General features: G+C 68.8%; 15 protein-coding genes and 1 pseudogene. 6 read left to right on the top strand and 10 right to left on the bottom strand.

The window, feature by feature from the left end:
* Nucleotides 1-172 (bottom strand): annotated as a pseudogene (locus tag G3N92_RS20720) (acylhydrolase); the annotation flags it as partial.
* A 40-nt stretch (nt 173-212) separates the two neighbouring features.
* On the opposite strand from G3N92_RS20720, the gene G3N92_RS20715 reads away from it, so the two are divergent.
* Nucleotides 213-908 carry an alpha/beta hydrolase gene (locus tag G3N92_RS20715; protein WP_206129450.1) on the top strand — a complete coding sequence of 232 codons (696 nt, stop codon included), beginning with the start codon at nt 213-215 and terminating at the stop codon, nt 906-908.
* Nucleotides 909-981: 73 nt separating this feature from the next.
* Here the strand turns inward: G3N92_RS20715 and G3N92_RS20710 are convergent, their stop codons facing one another.
* Complete coding sequence (locus G3N92_RS20710; RefSeq protein WP_206129449.1) at nt 982-1758, bottom strand: alpha/beta hydrolase; 777 nt, start codon at nt 1756-1758, stop codon at nt 982-984.
* 308 nt (nt 1759-2066) lie between these two features.
* On the opposite strand from G3N92_RS20710, the gene G3N92_RS20705 reads away from it, so the two are divergent.
* The gene (locus G3N92_RS20705) at nt 2067-2861 is read left to right on the top strand and encodes an SDR family oxidoreductase (protein ID WP_206129448.1); all 795 of its coding nucleotides are present in this window, start codon (nt 2067-2069) and stop codon (nt 2859-2861) included.
* A 206-nt stretch (nt 2862-3067) separates the two neighbouring features.
* Here G3N92_RS20705 and G3N92_RS20700 read toward each other — a convergent pair whose 3' ends face one another.
* The 3 genes from G3N92_RS20700 to G3N92_RS20690 form a co-directional block, all read right to left on the bottom strand.
* Entirely contained in the window at nt 3068-3439 is a 372-nt protein-coding gene (locus G3N92_RS20700; RefSeq protein WP_206129451.1) for a hypothetical protein, read from the bottom strand.
* A gap of 170 nt (nt 3440-3609) precedes the next feature.
* On the bottom strand, nt 3610-4680 hold the full coding sequence (locus G3N92_RS20695; protein ID WP_206129447.1) for an AI-2E family transporter: 1071 nt from the start codon (nt 4678-4680) through the stop codon (nt 3610-3612).
* A gap of 247 nt (nt 4681-4927) precedes the next feature.
* Entirely contained in the window at nt 4928-5371 is a 444-nt protein-coding gene (locus G3N92_RS20690) for a rubredoxin (protein ID WP_206129446.1), read from the bottom strand.
* An 84-nt stretch (nt 5372-5455) separates the two neighbouring features.
* Here G3N92_RS20690 and G3N92_RS20685 point away from each other — a divergent pair, with 84 nt between their 5' ends.
* The 3 genes from G3N92_RS20685 (at nt 5456) to G3N92_RS20675 (ending at nt 8399) form a co-directional block, all read left to right on the top strand.
* On the top strand, nt 5456-6034 hold the full coding sequence (locus G3N92_RS20685) for a TetR/AcrR family transcriptional regulator (RefSeq protein ID WP_206129445.1): 579 nt from the start codon (nt 5456-5458) through the stop codon (nt 6032-6034).
* A gap of 338 nt (nt 6035-6372) precedes the next feature.
* On the top strand, nt 6373-7377 hold the full coding sequence (locus G3N92_RS20680; protein ID WP_206129444.1) for a beta-propeller fold lactonase family protein: 1005 nt from the start codon (nt 6373-6375) through the stop codon (nt 7375-7377).
* Between the two features lie 11 nt (nt 7378-7388).
* Nucleotides 7389-8399, top strand: a complete 1011-nt coding sequence (locus G3N92_RS20675; RefSeq protein WP_206129443.1) for a sterol desaturase family protein — start codon at nt 7389-7391, stop codon at nt 8397-8399.
* Nucleotides 8400-8507: 108 nt separating this feature from the next.
* Here the strand turns inward: G3N92_RS20675 and G3N92_RS20670 are convergent, their stop codons facing one another.
* The 5 genes from G3N92_RS20670 to G3N92_RS20650 form a co-directional block, all read right to left on the bottom strand.
* Entirely contained in the window at nt 8508-9962 is a 1455-nt protein-coding gene (locus G3N92_RS20670) for a nicotinate phosphoribosyltransferase (RefSeq protein WP_206129442.1), read from the bottom strand.
* A 95-nt stretch (nt 9963-10057) separates the two neighbouring features.
* Complete coding sequence (locus G3N92_RS20665) at nt 10058-11098, bottom strand: bifunctional nicotinamide-nucleotide adenylyltransferase/Nudix hydroxylase (RefSeq protein WP_206129441.1); 1041 nt, start codon at nt 11096-11098, stop codon at nt 10058-10060.
* A gap of 148 nt (nt 11099-11246) precedes the next feature.
* The gene (gene egtD / locus G3N92_RS20660; RefSeq protein WP_241014920.1) at nt 11247-12224 is read right to left on the bottom strand and encodes an L-histidine N(alpha)-methyltransferase; all 978 of its coding nucleotides are present in this window, start codon (nt 12222-12224) and stop codon (nt 11247-11249) included.
* 1 nt (nt 12225) lies between these two features.
* Entirely contained in the window at nt 12226-13491 is a 1266-nt protein-coding gene (egtB, locus tag G3N92_RS20655; RefSeq protein WP_206129439.1) for an ergothioneine biosynthesis protein EgtB, read from the bottom strand.
* A gap of 150 nt (nt 13492-13641) precedes the next feature.
* Complete coding sequence (locus G3N92_RS20650; protein WP_206129438.1) at nt 13642-14025, bottom strand: DUF427 domain-containing protein; 384 nt, start codon at nt 14023-14025, stop codon at nt 13642-13644.
* A gap of 450 nt (nt 14026-14475) precedes the next feature.
* Between G3N92_RS20650 and alr the strand changes: the two genes are divergently transcribed.
* Nucleotides 14476-15606 (top strand): alanine racemase, encoded by a 1131-nt coding sequence (alr, locus tag G3N92_RS20645; RefSeq protein WP_206129437.1) that lies wholly within the window; start codon nt 14476-14478, stop codon nt 15604-15606.
* The last annotated feature ends 131 nt before the right edge of the window (nt 15607-15737 follow it).

Here is a 15737-nt window from a genome sequence, read left to right as displayed (position 1 = left end):
CGACGAACTGCGCGAACAGCGCGTGCAGGCGCGTGGTCGGGTGGACCGTATCCGCGAACATGTCGGTCTGGTCGGCGTTCGCCACCGTGTAGGTTTGCGCCGAGCAGATCAGCGACGAGGCGAACGCGCTCGGGCTGGCGACGCCCGCCTTGGCGGCCGCCGCCAGCGGCGCGCCCGCGTTCGCCACGCGCAGCGACGTACAGGATCTGCCGTTGCCCGGCGGCCAACATCAGCGCGTGCTGTTCTACGGCCCGGCGGGCCCGATGCGCGGCGTGATCGTGATGTTTCCGGGCGGCGCGGGCGACGTCGGCATCGAGCGCGACGGCGCGCTGCGCCACGACAACAACTTCGTGGTGCGCACGCGCGAGCTGTGGGCTCGGCTCGGCTACGGCGTGGTGATCGTCGATGCGATCGGCCGCGAATCGATGCGCGGCGAGCGCAGCACCGAGGCCTACCGGTCAGTGCTGCGCGAGATTCTCGACTACGCGCACACGCTGACCGACCAACCGTTGTGGGCGATGGGCACGAGCCAGGGCTCGATCGCGGCGATGGCGGCCGGCTCGGCCGCGCGCGACGGCGAACTGGCCGGCATCGTGCTGACCGAATCGGTGTCGGTGGTGGGGCATTCGGGCGAAACGGTATTCGACGCGCGGCCCGAGCGCGTGCGCGCGCCGGCGCTGGTGGTGGCGAACCGCGACGACACCTGCACCGTCGCGCCGCCTTCGCGCGCCGACGAGATCGCCCGGTCGATGTCGCACGCCACGGTCACCGTGCTGCGCGTGGAGGGCGGCGTGGCCCAATCGTCGAACCCGTGCAGCTCGCTGTCGCCGCACGGCTATTTCGGTATCGAGAAACAGGTGGTGGGCGGCATCGCCCGCTGGATGCGCAGCGTCGCGCCGCCCGCCTGATAGTTCGGAGTGCGAAATCCGGAATCGATGCACCCGCACCGATTCCGGCTTGATACCCTGCTTGCTACAACGCTTACTTCGCTTCGCCGGCCGCTTCGATGATCAGGTTCGCGACCGCAGCCGGATGCGAGATCAGCGACACGTGGCTCGATTGAATCTCGATCGTGTGCGCGTGCATGCGCTGCGCCATGAAGCGTTCGAGATCCGGGTTGATCGTGCGGTCTTCCGTCGACACCGCGTACCAGGTCGGCTTGTCGTGCCACGCGGCAACCGTCGTCTTCGCCATCGTGATCGCCTTGCCGATCGGCTGTTGCACCGCGTAGTAGACACGCGCGTCCGACGGCGGCAGATCGCCCGCGAAGTCGTGCACGAAGGCCTGTTCGGACAGCTTGCCGAACCCGTCCTGCGACCATTGCAGGCCTGCCGATGCCGGCGCCGCCGGGAATTTCCTGGTCAGTGCGGGGTAATCCTCGCCGGCATCGGGCGCGCGCGCCGCGATGTACACGAGGCCCTTGACCTTCGGATCGTCGCCGGCCTGGCTGATCACCATGCCGCCGTACGAGTGCGCGACCAGCAGCGTCGGGCCGTCCTGTTGCGCCAGTGCGCGCTTGACCGCGTCCACGTCGGCGTCGAGCGAAGTGGTCGGGTTCTGCACCGCGGTGACGTGCAGGCCCTTCGCCTGCAGCAGCGGAATCACCTTGGCCCAGCTCGAACCGTCGGCGAACAGGCCGTGCACCAGCACGACGTTCTTGATCGGCGCGGCGGCCGTGTTGTCCTGCGCAAAGGCCGTGGCGGCGCCCGTCAGTGCGGTGCAGGCGAGGGTGGCGGCGATCAAGGATTTCAGCTTCATCAGACTTCTCCGGAAACACGTCATTTAGGGGAGTGGAACGCTTCGTTCGCCTGATCAGCCAGGAAACGCTGCGGTACAAACGGGCGAACACGAGCACCTCGCGTTTTATTCCCGCGTCATCCAAAATATTTTTTGCTCCCGCGCGAAGGCACCGGATTTGCCGGCTCCGTGGCGCGGCAAGCCGCGGATCGGCATGCGCACGCACGCGCGCCGATTCGTCTAACCTGACGCACGTTCGCCATGCACGCGCAGGCCGCCAACGGTTCGCCGCCTGCATTCGTTACAACGCCCTTTCCGGAGTCCTTCTCATGCAGATCAACCTGACTGGCAAGACCGCGCTCGTGACCGCCTCGACGGGCGGCATCGGCTACGCGATCGCCGACGGCCTCGCGCGCGCCGGCGCGACGCTGATCGTCAACGGCCGCAGCGAGCGCTCGGTGGAGGCCGCGCTCGCGGCGCTGCGTTCGTCGGTGCCCGGCGTCAGCGCGTCGGGCGTGGCGGCCGACCTGTCGCACGCCGCCGGCGTCAAGCAACTGATCGACGCCGCGCCGCACGCCGACATCCTCGTCAACAACGCCGGCATCTACGGCCCGAAACCGTTCTTCGACATCGACGACGACGAATGGGAGCACTACTTCCAGACCAACGTGATGTCGGGCGTGCGGCTCTCGCGCCATTACCTGCCGGCGATGCTCGACCGCGACTGGGGCCGCGTGGTGTTCATCTCGTCGGAATCGGCGCTGAACATTCCAGCCGACATGATCCAGTACGGATTTTCGAAAACGGCGCAGTTGTCGATCGCGCGCGGCCTCGCCAAGCTCGCGGCCGGCAGCGGCGTGACGGTCAACTCGGTGCTGCCGGGGCCGACGCTGTCGGACGGCGTCAAGACGATGCTCAAGGACAGCGCCGATCAGCAGGGCAAGACGGTGGATGAAGTGGCGGTGGAATTCGTGCGCACGCAGCGCCCCAGCTCGATCCTGCAGCGCCCGGCCACCACCGAGGAGGTGGCGAACCTGGTGGTGTACGTGTGTTCGCAGCAGGCGTCGGCCACCACGGGCGCGGCGTTGCGCGTGGACGGCGGGGTGGTGGATACGCTGGCTTGAGGTGGGTGGGTGGGCGGCCGGGCGGCCTCGGCGCCGAAAGCCGCCCCGGCCATCTGGATGCCCCGAAAGGCTTGAAAGCCCGGCGCGGGCGGCACAGCTCGCGCCGGCCGCGGCCCTCGCCGCCCGGCGGCTCGAAAAACGGCTACCGGGAGCTCAGGCGGCCCGAGCGACGCAAGCGATTCGAGGCAAGCCGCGGGTCAGGCCACTCAAGCCGCGGGTGCCGCGTGACGCAGCAAACCCTTGCGATCGGCTTCCATGCAGGTGGCGAAGCCATGATGGGTGACGAAGCCGTGGCGGTCGAACACCACGTAGTACGGCCGGTGCTCGTTGCCGTGCTGAAGCATGTAGTTGTAGCAAACGCCGGTCCCGCTGCGCACCATCCAGACGCTGGCCGGATTGCCGCCGGCGCCCACCACGCGCTGCTGGGTCGCGCCGTGCTGGGACGCCGCCTTCGGCACCGGCAGCCGTGCATAGGAGAACGAGGGATGCAGCCAGCCGAACCACGAGCAGCCGGACAGCAGCAGGCTCGCGGCCACCGGCAGCACGGCGATGGAGGAACGCGGGGGCGTGGGCAGCATGCCGGATAGAACCCGGACGGCACGGTCGGTTGTCATCCACGCATCCTAAAGCACCTCGGGGTCATGAATGTTGAATTCTGTTGAAAACGGCGCGCGGCGCCGGACGGTTGCGGGCACAAGAATAGCGCGCCAGAAACCCGACTGCGCGTAGCACTCGGACGCTCGGGCACTCAATCGATCCATTCGGTCCACAGCACGGTCAGCACCGTCATCAGCGCGGGGCCGATGAACAGGCCGAGCAGGCCGAAGGTTTCCGCGCCGCCCAGAATGCCGAACAGCACCAGCAGGAACGGCAGCCGCGCCGAGCCGCCGATCAGCACCGGGCGGATGAAGTGCTCGGCGATGAACACCACCACAAAGCCGAACACCGCCAACCCGATCGCCCAGGCGGCCGCGCCCTTGACGATGAACAGCCAGAGCGCCGCGCCGCTGAACACCACCGGCGCGCAGAACGGCAGCATCGCGGCCACCGCCGTGACCAGCCCGAGCAGCGCCGCGTGCGGCACGCCGGCGAACGCATAGGCCACGCCGAGCAGCGCGCCCTCGCCCAGCCCCACCACCACCAGGCCCGTCACCGTGCCGTAGATGGCCGACGCCATGCGCTGGATCAGCGACGCGCCGTTCGCGCCGAACGCGCGCCGCACGCCGCGCAGCAGCGAATCGGACACGCGCGGGCCGCCCTGGAAGATCACGAACAACGTGACCAGCATGAAGCCGAACAGCACCGCCGCATGCACCACGTGCGAGCCGAACGCCTTGCCGTAGCTGACGAACGCCTCGCCGTTCATGCCCTTCACGCCGGTCGGCGCGTGCAGCGGCTGCGCCAGATGCGCCTGCCACCACGCGCTGACCTGCTGCGCGCCGAACGGCAGGTGATTGACCGCGTCGGGCAGCGGAATGCCGTTGGCGCGCGCGTCGCGCACCCAGGCGAACACGTCGTGGAACTGCGCCGCGGCCTGCACCACCGCCACCGCCACGGGCACCACCAGCAGCAGGCCGACCGCCGAGGTCAGCAGGATCGCCACCAGCGTCTTGCGCCCGGTCAGCCAGCGCACTTCGTCGATGCGCCGCAGCGCCGGCCACAGCGCGATGGCGATCACGCCCGCCCAGGCCACGGCCGGCAGGAATGCGCGGATTACCCACAGGGCCAGTGCAACGAGCACTGTGTAGAGCGCGGCGAGCGCGATCGTCTGCGCCTTGGGACGCGCGGAATCCGGCGTCGGACGGGGTGCTTGGCTCATCGAGACACTCTCTTCGAAAAAGGGGACGGCAAAACGGCACCGTGCCGCCATCTTAAAGGACGATCGCAAGCGGCTTGCGAAGCGCCTGAGACATGTGGCGATGAGCGAGGCAATTGCAAGGCGGGCGCAGGGACCGCCGGGGAGAGGAACGGGCGCGTTGCGCGCCGCGTTCGGCGTCGTGAGCCGTGAGTCGTGTGCCGCGCGCGGGCGGCACGCACGACGCTCGCGCCGCTCGGGGCGCGTTCGTTCAGAACGCCATCAGCGCGAAATCTTCCTTGCCGACGTCGCAGAGCGGGCAGCGCCAGTCGTCCGGCACGTGCGCCCAGAGCGTGCCCGGGGCGAGGCCGTGCTCGGGATCGCCGATCGCCTCGTCGTAGATCCAGCCGCAGATCAGGCAGACGAACTGCTGGAAATCGGTGGCCGGCGCGGCGCCGGCCTCGGCCGCGGCGGGTACGGCGGTTGCGCCGCCCTGCCCGGCGGCGTCGCTCGCGGCCGGCGGCGCGGCATCGTCGAGCGCGACCACGAGCGGCTCCGCGCCCTGCACCGGATTGCCGGCCAGATAGGCGTCGAGCGCGCGGTAGAGGCGTTCGGCCTCATCCGCGGCCAGTTCGATCTGCAGCGGCTGGCCGGTTTCGCCCGCCAACCGACGCGGCGAAAATTGCAATTCCAGTGCCGTTCCTTTCTTGTACATGGGACTAACCAATCGATTCGAATACCGAATGGTATCTGTATACTGTTGGGCATTCAACCGGCCCCTATTTCACAGGAGACACGCATGGCAAGACTGACTCGCGAGGCAAGTCAGGCGCAAACGCGCATCAAGCTGCTCGACGTCGCAGGCGCGATGTTCGCGCGCGACGGTTACGCGGCCACCTCGCTCGATCGCATCGCGGAAGTGGCCGGCTTCAGCAAGGGCGCGGTGTATTCGAACTTCCAGGGCAAGGAAGCGCTGTTTCTCGAAGTGCTGGAAGCGCACGGCCAGCGCAGCCTCGCCGATCTGCATGCGGCGATCGACGGCGCGGCCGCCCTGCCCGACGCGATCGACCGCATCGCCGCGTGGGCCGACCGGCACTCGCGCGAAGGCAACTGGCCGCTGCTGATTCTCGAATACGCGCGCCACGCCAAGCCCGCCGACACGTTCCGCGAATCGCAGGAGGCCGTGCTGCGCTCGCACTGGCGCACGCTCGGCGAGCGGCTGCTCGCGCTCGATCCGGCCTTGCGGATCGAAGCGGAAACAGTGGGCGCGCTGATTTTCGAGCTGACCTACGCGCCGGCCATGAGCTTCGTGAGCCGGCCGACCTCGGGCGATCTGCTGCGCGCCGCGCTCGGCGGCGTGTTCGGCACGCTGCGCTGAAACCCGCATCGGGCGCGCGGCGCCATCGGTTGCGCACGCAACCATTGCCGCCCGATCCTTCCTGCCGACTTTCAACGGCGCTTGCGCCGAACCTGCGCCGCGCCGTCGATCCGCTTGCACGCGGCCTTCGATTTCCCGCGCATTGCTGCGCCGCGCGACGCGCACCGGCGCGCGCACGCCGCGATTGTTCCACTCATACGCGCAGCGCATCGTTTCAGCCGCACAATGCATTGGACGCTCGAACACGCCGCCGGTAACTTGCGCGTCTGCCGTGCGCGCGCTCGCCCGAGCCGCGCCGCACGGCCTGCCTACCTCACGCCCGCTTCAGGAAGTCCGAGATGTTCCGTTCCCCCGCCGCGCGCCTGCGCGTGCTGTTTCTCTCGCTGTGCTGCGCCGCCGGCGCACCGCTCGCCGCCCATGCCGACAACGTCATCGTGCTCGATTCGGGCGAAGCCAAGATCAACCTGATCGACGAAGCCACGCGCAAGGTCGTCGCCACCATGCCGGCCGGCAAGGAACCGCATCACCTGATGATCACGCCCGACGGCAAGACGCTGATCGTGGCGAACTCGGTGTCCGACAACCTGATGTTCGTCGACCCGCCCACCGGCCGCATCGAAGGCACGCTGCAGGACATCGAGGATCCGTACCAGCTCGGCTTCTCGCCCGACAGCCGCTGGTTCGTCACGAACGCGCTGCGGCTCGACCGCGTCGACATCTACCACTACGACGCGCCGCTGCATTTCACGCTCGCCAAGCGCCTGCCGCTCGAGAAGATGCCGAGCCACATGACGTTCTCGATGGACAACCGCACCGTGTACGTCACGCTGCAGGAATCGGGCGACGTGGTGGCGATCGATCTGCCGACGCAGACGGTGGACTGGCGCCTGCATGTCGGGCAGGATCCGGCCGGCCTCTGGATGACGCCAGGCAACCGCTACCTGCTGGTCGGCATGACCGGCGAGGACGACGTGGCGGTGGTCGATTGCGTCACGCATCAGGTGATCAAGAAGATCCACACCGGGCGCGGCGCGCACAACTTCCGTTCGCTCGACGACGGCCGCCACGTGGCCGTCACGAACCGCGTGGAGAGCACCATCAGCGTGCTCGACTACACCGCGCTGACCAACACCGGCGACATCACCGGCCTGATGCCCGGCCCCGACGACATGGAGCTGTCGGCCGACAAGCGCTTCCTGTGGGTGACGTTCCGCTTCTCGCGCCACGTCGGCGTGATCGACCTGAGCACGCGCAAGCTGGTCACCGCGATCGCCGTGGGCCGCTCGCCGCACGGGCTGTTCTTCGCCGATCGCGCGCCCGTCTACGCGCCGAACCCCGACTGACGGAGGCCGTCATGCTCGATACGCTGCTGGCTTCGGCCGACAACCTGATCGGCGCGGTGCAAACCGGCGTGTTCGTCGATCTCGTGCAGCCGCTGCTGTTCCATGCGCATCTGATGGACTACGACGAGGACATCTACGACGCGCTGTACTGGGTGATCGTGGCCGTGTGCGAGATCGCGCTGACCTGGGCCGTGCTGCGTCCGCTCGAGGCGTGGCGGCCGCTCGAACGCTGGCCCGACCGGCGGCCGGTGCGCGCCGATGTCTGGTACACGTGGATCGCCAAGCTCGGCGTGGTGAACGGGCTGTTCTTCGTCTATCTGCAACCGCTGTTCAATCACGCGGAAACGTGGATGCAGGTGCACCGCATCTGGAACGTCAATCTCGACGCATTCTGGCCGGGCGTATCGGACCAGCCGCTCGTGTCGTTCGCGATCTACGTGGTGGCGCTCGATTTCGCGGGTTACTGGTATCACCGCTGGCAGCACCGCTTCGGCGTGTGGTGGGAACTGCATGCCGTGCATCACAGCCAGCAGCGCATGTCGTTCTGGAACGACGACCGCAATCACTTCGTCGACGTGGTGGTGCAAAGCGCGTTCTTCGCGCTGCTGGCGCTGCTGATTGGCGTGCAGCCCGGGCAATACGTGGTGCTGGTGGCCGTCAGCAACACGTTGCAGAGCATCCAGCACGTCAATGCGCGGATCGCCTACGGGCCGCTGCTGGAACGGCTGATCGTCAGCCCGGCGTTCCATCGCCGCCATCATGCGGTCGAATACGGCCACACCGGCGTGGCCTACGGCTGCAATTTCGGCGTGCTGTTTCCGTGGTGGGACATGCTGTTTCGCACGGCCGACTGGACCCGCAAGGTCGAGCCGACCGGCATCTCGGATCAACTGCCGAGCGCGGCCGGGCCGGGGCGCGATTACGGGATGGGCGTGTGGGCGCAGAACGGGCTGGCGCTGGTGCGGATCGCGGCGCGCGTGCGTCAGGCGTGCCGCCGCGCCTGGATGGCGCGCTCGGTTTGACGCCGGCGAGCGCGCGATATGTCGCGCTCGCGGCATGCGTTCGGCATACGATGAAAAACGCCGGCAGCATCGCTGCGCCGGCGTTTTTTTTTGCGTCGGGAACGCCGCTCAACCCGATGCGAGCGCCTGCGTCTCCCCGGCATGCGCGCGGGCGCGCACCTCGGCCAGCGTCGTTTGCTCGAGCAGCCGCCCCGTGTCGAACACGGTGTGCAGCGCGTCCTCCCACTCGCCTTCGAGCGTGTGATCGCGCCACTGCGCGGGCAGCGCCACGGTGCGATAGTCGCCCGTCGCACGATGGCGCTGCAACGTCAGCCGCCCCTGCTTCGACCGCTTGCCCGGATCGGTGACGGGGTCCTTGCCCACCGGCTGCCACGTCTCGCCGCGCCGGATCGCCGAGCACTTCATCGCGAAGCGCTGCGTATCGCGATCGACCTGCTGCAGCAGCGCGCCGCCCATGCCGAACACCACGTTGCCGGCCGAATAGCCGGCCGCGTCGAGCGCCGCCAGGATCGCCTCGATCGAGGCCTCGTTGACGCCGTCGCCCTGAATCACGCGCACGTGGTTCAGCACACGGCGGCCCTTGCCGTTGACGGTCGAGCCGAACGACGCGTCGAGCGCGCGCACGGTGCGCAGCACGATGGCTTGCGGGTCGCCCGAATCGGGCCGCACCACCAGCGTCGCGCCCGAATCGATCACGGCCTGCCGCAGCGGGCCGCCCCACAGGTCGAGCGCGGCGAACAGATCGTAGGAGTCCGACACGACCGACACGATGCCGCCCGGCTTGCCGCAGCGCGCCAGCACGCTGCGATACGCATCGGCCTCGCCGTCGCGGCCCCAAGCGGTGATGGTGCTGTGCTCGGCGGCCGGCACCGAATAGGCGGCCATCGGCTCGCGGTAGCAGCGGTTCGCGGCCAGCACGCCGAGCACCGTGTCCGAACCCATGAAGCTGACCAGGTGGGCCGCGCCGCCGATCGCCGCCGATTCCGCGCTCGACACGCCGCGCGAGCCGAAATCGTGCAGCTTGAACGGCAGTTGCGAGAGATCGTCGTCGCCGCGCTCGAGATACGCGCGAATCGTCTGACGCAGGTGCCAGCTGCGCGTGGCCACCGTGACCGGATACCAGATGCGCAGCAGGATCGTTTCGACGTACGACGCGAGCCAGAACAGTTCGGGGTCGTCGCATTCGACCGTCATCAGCACGTTGCCGACCGGCACCACCGAGCCTTCCGGCACCGCGCGAATGCGCAGCGGCAGATAGCCGTCGTAGCGCTCCACCACGCGCCGCCAGCCGGCCTCGTTGAACGGCTCGCCGTGCAGCGCGAAGAAATCGCGCGCCTCGTCGACCATCGCGTGCGTAACAGGCCGGCTCAGGTGCGTCTCGAGCAGCATCTGCAGCCCGAAGAACAGCGTGCGCGCATAGCGGCCGCCGCGCGATTCGACGTACGAGAACATCGCCGTGGCGTCGGGAGGATATTGCAGGAAGTGGGAAGCCTTGTAGGAATCCGTATCGAGAATCGGATTGGCGAGAATCGCGGCGAGGCCGCCGAAGTCATCGGCTTGCATGGTCAGAGCTCCTCTGGACCTGGGGAAGGCCGCCGGGTCTGTCCCGGCGGATCGAACGCACCCGGCTTGCGCCGGGCGATGAAACAGAACCGCGGTTAAAGCTTGCCGAGGAAGTGATACGCGATGTCGAAGTGATCCTCGAACATGCGGTCGCGCATCGTCTCGAACTCGTTGAGCGGCACCCAGCGCGCCTTGTCGGCGTCGTCGCTGCCCTTCACGCGCGGCAGGTCGCCGGTCGGGAAGTGGAACAGCGAGGCGTGCGTGATGGTGCGCCCGCGCAGCGAACGCGTGGGGTGGTCGAACACCTGGCGATCCTTCAGCGAACCGCGCAGCACCGGCTCGGGCAGCTTGAGGCCGGTTTCCTCGCGCAGCTCGCGGATGCAGGCCGCGTCGAGCCGCTCGTCCTGTTCGACGAAGCCGCCCGGCAGCGCCCACAGCCCCTGCCCCGGCGCGCTGCGGCGGCGCACCAGCAGGATGTGGCCGGAATGCACCACCACCGCGTCGACGGTCACGAACGTGACGGCATACGGCGCGGCCGCCCACTTCCTGCGATACGCGGCGATGAATTCGGCTTCCGATTTCAGTTGCGCGAACTCGGGACGCGTGTGGAAATCCTCCAGCCACGCGAACACCGGCGCGGGCACGGCCCACGACACGAAGCTGTTCGGGCGTTCGGCGAAATACTGCTCGCGAATTTCGGTGGCCGAAATATCCTCGCTCGGCTCGATCTCGACGAACGGCCATTGCGGGAACATGCGCAGGTAGTACGAGGAGGCGTCCTTCTCGTGGCCGATCAGGCCGATGCTGGCCTGCGCGGCGTCGCCGCCGAGCGCGCCGGCCACCGCTTGCTGAACCCAGCGCACCCAATCGGTGTCGTTGTAGGTGGAATCCTGCACCGGCACGATCTTCACGCGGGCGCGCTCGCTGTCGTCGAGCAGCGATTCGAGCATCTGGCGGCGCTCGTCGAACGAGAATGGATCCTTGATGGTGCGCGGGCGGTCGGTCGAGCCGATCAGCACGCAAACGCGCGGCGCCTGAGCCAAGGCGGCTTTCAGGACATTCAGGTGACCACGGTGAGGCGGCTGGAAACGGCCGATGAAAACGAGCGCGTCGAAGCGCTTGGACTGCGTGCTCATGAGGCTCCCTCAAGAGTTTGAAGTGCTCCGGGTCTATCCCGGAAACTGGCTGCCATCGTAAATCGATCGCACACCGAACGTCAATTCGAATTTCGGGCGTGCGCCCCGCGCGGGCCGGGCGCACGCCATCGCTTCGGATCTCGAACCGTTACTTCGCTGGGCTCACGAGCCAGTGCAGGCTGAACAGCCCCGCCGGATCGGCCCACACCGCACCCGGCACGAAACCGGCGCGCTCGGCCATCGCGCGGAACCCGTCCACCGTGAACTTGCGCGAATTCTCGGTGTGGATGGTTTCGCCCTCGACGAACTCGAACGCGCGGCCGTTCACGTGCACCGTTTGATCGCGGCGGCTGACCAGATGCATCTCGATGCGCTGCAGATGCGTGTCGTAGAACGCGCGGTGCGCCCAGTGGGCGAGCTCGAAATCGGCGCCCAGCTCGGCGTTGGCGCGCACGAGCAGGTTCAGGTTGAACGCGGCCGTCACGCCGGCCGCATCGTTGTAAGCGGCGTTCAGGACCGCCGTGTCCTTGACGAGATCGACGCCGATCAGCAGCCCGCCGCCCGCCAGCAACGAGGCCGTGCGGCGCAGGAACGTGTCGGCCTCGTCGTTCGAGAAGTTGCCGATCGTCGAGCCGAAGAAGATGCCCACGCGCCGGTCCGGCACGCGCGCCAGTTCCTGCATCGATTCGGCCTGTAGATAATCGGCCGCGACCGGCTCCACCGGCAGCGCGGGGTAATGACGGCGCAGCGCAAGCGCGGCGTCGCGCAGGTAGGCGGCCGAGATGTCCACCGGCACGTAGCTCGCGGGCGGCTCGCCGGCCAGGCAGGCGTCGAGCACGAAGCGGATCTTCGACAGCGACCCGGCGCCGAACTCGATCAGGTTCGCATCGGCGCCGATCGCCGCGGCGATGTCGGCCGCGTGCCGCTCGAGGATCGCGTGCTCGGTGCGCGTGGGGTAGTACTCGGGCAGTTCGCAGATCCGGTCGAACAGCGCGGAGCCGGCGGCGTCGTAGAAATATTTGGGCGAGATGCTGCGCGGCCGGGTGGCCAGCGCATCGATCAGATCGCGCCCGAACGGGCTGGGGGTGCGGGCGCGGCGCGCCGCGCCCGGGTTCGCGCGGAACAGGTCAGAGGTCTCGTACAAGGCGCACTCCTGTGAATTGCCAGCGCGCGGCCGGCGGGAAGAAATTGCGGTAGGTCGGGCGCGCGTGGCCGCGCGGCGTGGCGATGCTGCTGCCGCGCAGCACCTGCTGGCCGACCATGAACTTGCCGTTGTATTCGGATGCGATGCCCGGCAGCGGGCGGAAGCCCGGATACGGGTCGTAGGACGAGCGCGTCCACTGCCAGACGCTGCCGAGCATCTGCGCGATGCCGGGCAGGCCGAACGCCGCTTCCCATTCGAACTCGGTGGGCAGGCGCGCGCCGGCCCATTCGGCATAGGCCGCCGCCTCGAAGAAGCTCAGGTGCGCGACCGGCGCGTCGGGCTCGAGCGGCTGCACGCCGTCGAGGCCGAAGCCGAGCCAGCCGGCCAGCGGATCGCCGCCCGCCTCGGCCGCGTTCTCGCCGCCCGGCTTCGCTTGCCAGTAGGCCGGCGCGCACCAGCCCTCGCGCTGCACCGCGGCCCAGCCGTCGGACAGCCACAGCGACGCCGTGCGATACGCGCCGTCGGCCATGAACGCCGCGTAATCGCGGTTGCTGACGAGCCGGTCGGCGATCTCGAACGGCCGCACCAGTGCCTGATGGCGCGGGCCTTCGTTGTCGAACGCGAAACCGTTGCCGTCGTGGCCGATCTCGACGATGCCGCCCGGATGCGCGAGCCAGCGCGGCGCGGCGGGCAGCTCGGGCGCGCCGGCCAGGCGCGGTGCGCCGCCGTCGTCGCGATAGGCCGGCCGCAGCGGATTGACCGAGAACGCATGCAGGATGTCGGTCAGCAACAGTTCCTGATGCTGCTGCTCGTGATTGAGCCCGAGCACGATCTCCGGCGCGATCTCCACCAGCAGCGGCAGATCCGCGCCGCGCACCAGCTCAAGCAGATGCGCATCGACATGGCGGCGGTATGCCTGCACCTCGTCGAGCGTGGGCCGCGACAGCATCCCGCGCTGCGGCCGGGCATGACGCGGCCCGAGCGCTTCGTAATACGAGTTGAACAGGAAGGCGTAGCGCGCATCGAACGGCGCGTAGCCGGGCAGCCGGCGTTCGAGAATCACCGTCTCGAAGAACCAGGTGGTATGCGCGAGGTGCCATTTGGTGGGGCTGGCGTCGGGCATCGATTGCAGCACCTGGTCCTCGGCGCTCAGCGGCGCGGCCAGCGCGAGGCTGGCGCGGCGAACCTCGGTGATGTCCTGCTCCAGCGTCGACGCGAGCGCTTGCGCCGTCAGTTCGTTCTTGGTCATCGTGGGGCCCTGGGGATATGGGTGCCGCTCGCGCAGGCGAGCGGGAGGCTTCGTCGGTCAAGCGGGTGGCGCACCGTGCGTTCGCGCGCCGGAACCGGTCATCAGTTCGCGCGTGCGGCGGCGACGGTTACAGCGCGGAGAAAGGACGGATCAAGGCGCGATCTCGATCGCGTCGACGCGCTCGGGGTAGAACGCGAAATGGCCGGCAATGGGGGCGACGGCCTCGTAAGGCGCTTCGTACGACCAGATCGCGTTTTCGCCGCGCGGGCCGAGGCCGGCAATCGTGTAATACGTGGCTTCGCCCTTGTAAGGGCAGTAGCTGGTGTGCGTGCTGCGCACCACGCGCGCGAGATCCACATCGGCGCGCGGCACGTATTGCACGGGCGGGTAGTTCGCCTCTCGCAGCGTCAGCGCGCCGTGCGAATCGGCAAGCGGCGCGCCGCCGGCCAGCACGCGCACGTGCGCGCCGGCGGGCGACACGGTAATCGGGTGATCGGGGCCGGGAACCCGGACGGGGCGGTCTGACGGGGACATGGGTCGCTCCTTCAGCGGCATCGCGATGAGAGGAACCTCACACTCTACGTCGATTCGATGAACGTCGTGTGAGGCTGCCGCGGACGCGGCGCGGCGGCGCCGGACGGCGCATCCGCATGGGCGCCGGCCTTGCTGCCGCAGCGAACAAGCATGCCGCATCGCGGCGCGCCTGCCCATCGGTCGGGCAACCGATACCGCGCGCCCGATCCGTCCGATCGGTCACGCAGTTTCCGTTCCCGCTGCGGGGCCGGAGACGATCGCGGCGGCCCGCCAGACCGGCGCTCCTTACCAAAAAATCGACAAATACATTAAATAAAACTGCTTCAAAGCCAATATGATGGCGCTCATCACTGCCAATTCATCGTTATGCGCGATCCAGTGCCGGCTTCAAGCCCGTTCGAGGCCGCGCCGCTGGTTCGCACGTCCCAGCCGAATCCGCCCGAGAACCTCATGCCCCGTCCGATCCTGGCCCAGATCCGCCCCGCCGCCGTCCGTCACAACCTCGAGATCATCCGCCGGCGCGCCGGTTCGGCCCGCGTCTGGGCCGTGGTGAAGGCCAACGCGTACGGCCATGGCATCGAACGCATCTACCCGGCGCTGGCCGAGGCGGATGGCATCGCGCTGCTCGATCTCGACGAGGCCGTGCGCGTGCGCGAGCTGGGCTGGACCAAGCCGGTGCTGCTGCTCGAAGGCGTGTTCGACGCGGCCGACGTGGCCATCGCCGACCGCTACCGGCTGACGGTCGCCGTGCACGGCGACGAACAGCTCGCGCTGCTCGAAGCGGCGCGCCCGTCGCAGCCGATCGACATCCAGTTGAAGATGAACTCCGGCATGAACCGGCTCGGCTTCCGGCCCGACGCTTACCGCGCCGCCTGGGCGCGCGCGTCCGCCGCGCCGTCGATCGGCCGGATCGCGCTGATGATGCACTTCGCCAATGCCGACGAAGGCCAGGCCGACTGGCAGATGCAGGTGTTCGACGCCGCCACCGAGGGCCTGCCCGGCGAGCGCTCGCTGTCGAACTCGGCCGCGGTGCTCTGGCATCCGGCCGCGCACCGCGACTGGGTGCGCCCCGGCACGATCCTGTACGGCGCGTCGCCCACCGGGCTCGCGCGCGATATCGCCGACACCGGGCTGCAGCCGGCCATGTCGCTGAGCAGCAAGCTGATCGGCGTGCAAACCCTCGCGGCCGACGAAACCGTGGGCTACGGACGCCGCTTCGCCGCGCCGCAAACCATGCGCATCGGCGTGGTGGCCTGCGGTTACGCGGACGGCTATCCGCGCCACGCGCCCACCGGCACGCCGATCGCCGTCGATGGCATCCGCACGCGCGTGGTGGGCCGCGTGTCGATGGACATGCTGACCGTCGATCTCACGCCCTGCCCCGACGCGAAGGTCGGCTCGCACGTCGAGCTGTGGGGGCAGCAGGTGCACGTGGACGACGTGGCGGAAGCGTCCGGCACGATCGGCTACGAGCTGATGTGCGCGATCGCGCGGCGCGTGCCGGTGGCGGTCGAGCCGATGGGCGACGCCGAGGCGCACGACGACGCGCAGGCGCTGCGCACCGGCAGCTACGGGCGCTGAATTCGGGCTGCATGTCGAGCGCGGTCGCGGCGGCATCCTCGCCGCCGCGCCGCGCGCCGTTACCGCGCCGGCCCTATCACGAGCCGGGCGCAGTGTTGCACGGCGTCGCGCGCACGCGACGATCATGAACG

Source organism: Burkholderia sp. Ac-20379, from assembly GCF_017104645.1.
Lineage (GTDB): Bacteria > Pseudomonadota > Gammaproteobacteria > Burkholderiales > Burkholderiaceae > Burkholderia.
Note: the sequence above shows the minus strand (reverse complement) of the source record. Positions and strands in the feature narration are given on the sequence as shown.